Annotated in this window: 3 protein-coding genes; 2 read left to right on the top strand and 1 reads right to left on the bottom strand. The window is 51.5% G+C overall.

All coding sequences use genetic code 11. From position 1 onward, the window contains the following. On the top strand, nt 1-677 hold a 677-nt coding region (locus tag JZZ72_RS27980; RefSeq protein WP_236066349.1), incomplete at its 5' end, for an endonuclease toxin domain-containing protein. Nucleotide 678: 1 nt separating this feature from the next. Further along, nucleotides 679-1,209: a contact-dependent growth inhibition system immunity protein gene (locus tag JZZ72_RS27585; protein WP_078482018.1), complete on the top strand. Its 531-nt coding sequence runs from the start codon at nt 679-681 to the stop codon at nt 1,207-1,209. Between the two features lie 58 nt (nt 1,210-1,267). Here the strand turns inward: JZZ72_RS27585 and JZZ72_RS27580 are convergent, their stop codons facing one another. Next, nucleotides 1,268-1,615 carry a helix-turn-helix transcriptional regulator gene (locus JZZ72_RS27580; protein ID WP_218568499.1) on the bottom strand — a complete coding sequence of 116 codons (348 nt, stop codon included), beginning with the start codon at nt 1,613-1,615 and terminating at the stop codon, nt 1,268-1,270. Nucleotides 1,616-1,849: the final 234 nt, after the last annotated feature.

The raw sequence follows: 1,849 nt of genomic DNA, 5'->3' as shown, positions 1-1,849 counted from the left end.
CTGCTGCGCTGCAATTGGTCAGTCAGTTTCTGAACCAGTTTGAGAGCACCAAAGATACGCTGTTTACGCCGACCGAATCGGAGAGTCATCGGCTTGGGGTGGAGGCAGAAGCGGAACTGGCGCTGGCGATTATTTCGCTGGGAAGTGCTGCTAAAGCTGTGGCTTCGAAAACGCCAGGGTGGCTTGAGAAGCTGGCGGGGATGTTGCAAAGCGGGGAAAAAAATGGTGCAAAAGCAACTGGCGGGGCGGTAGACCGTGCTACTACTGGGATTGAGTGGGGCAAGGGTATTCAAGGTCAAGGAATGCCTTGGGAGGATTACCTTGGGACGCAACTGCCAGCAGGCTCTCGACTACCGCCTAACTTCAAGACGTTTGACTTTTTTGACGAAACCACTGGTATAGCGACCAGCGCCAAAACACTTGATACGACGACTGCTGCCAAACTTGCTAATCCGAGCCAAGTATATTCATCGCTCAAAGGAAATATTGATGCCGCTGCTAATTTTTCTGAATCTGGCTTGAAGGGTGTGACAGTTACTTCAAGTCAAATTACCGCTCGCGAATTACAAGTTGCCATTCCTGAAGCCACGACTAGCGCTCAATGGGAACAAATCAATAGAGCCATTGAATATGGTCAGAGCAAAGGCATTACGGTAAAAATTACCAAGGTGAATTAAGATGAACGATGTCGTGAAAACAGCCTGGGCGGATGCAGGAGTCAATAAGGAATTTATTTACGTTAAAACTTATTCTGGCTATCGGAGTAGTCGAGCTGATCCACAGGGTGTCGAGCATCACGCCAGCCCTGAAATCAGTGATCAAGAGTTAGGTGTTGTGGTATTGGATGCGTTGGCCCATAGCCGATTTGTGCTTCCCGAGCCGCGTAAGGATGTTTGGATTCATCCTGAAGCTACGTTTGATATGGATTTATACGACTACGACTTGACCAGTCAACGATATGATCAATGGGTTGGCAGTACTTTGGAGCGCTATAGCTACAAGAATAAGCGTGCATTATTTAAAGATATGAAAAAATGCAGTATCGAAAGTAAGGGGGACCAGATAACTATTCGTCCTAGCCATCACGAAAAGCTAGAAGCCTGGAGTGGTAAGGGACTAAGTGAGAGTGACTATGTCATTATCCCCAGCGGTAGTAGTCCTTCCGATGTAGGTGCGGCCTTACGCTTGGCTTTTAGTCGGTGCACCTAATGTGTAGAGGTTTCGAGTTGATCTGACACCGGCCTCGTGCCGGTGTTTTTTTATCTGCTTACTGCAAAACCTCCCGTCCTTCGCTGCTCGCTTTAGTCGTGGCCTGAGCGATCAGGGCATCAAGCATCTGCGCAACGAATTTCTGTTGGCTCTTGGGTAGTTGGTCGATGGCCTCCAATTGCTGCTGCCATTTCGGAGCCGGGCCACGCTTACGCACAGTGGTTTCCTGCTGCTGACCAAACAGTTCTTCGAGTGTGGTCGAAAGCAGCCGGGCCAGCTCCGGCAACGCCGCTACCTGGATACGCCGCTTGCCGGATTCATAGGCTTGGATGGTCTGCTGAGACACTCCCAGCCGTTCAGCCAGTTGGGTTTGGGTGATGCCGTGTTCTTTGCGCAGGCGGGCAATGCGTTCGCCCTAGGCAATGAAAAATACACGTTCTTCGCTGGTGATGCTCATGGCTGTCGCCGACGAGTTCTGTAATAGGCAAAAAAAGCAACACAAAGACCGAGAAGCAGCACGACAGCGTGCGCCAGCAGGCGGCCGAACTGACTGCCGGCGGCTCGCTCAGCATCGAGGCCGGCGACAACCTGCTGATGGTTGCCAGCAAGGCCACGGCGGGCGGCGAGGCCTACATCTCCG

Origin of the sequence: Pseudomonas palmensis, from assembly GCF_017848315.1 — a bacterium.
GTDB classification, from domain to species: Bacteria; Pseudomonadota; Gammaproteobacteria; order Pseudomonadales; family Pseudomonadaceae; genus Aquipseudomonas; species Aquipseudomonas palmensis.
Note: the sequence above shows the minus strand (reverse complement) of the source record. Positions and strands in the feature narration are given on the sequence as shown.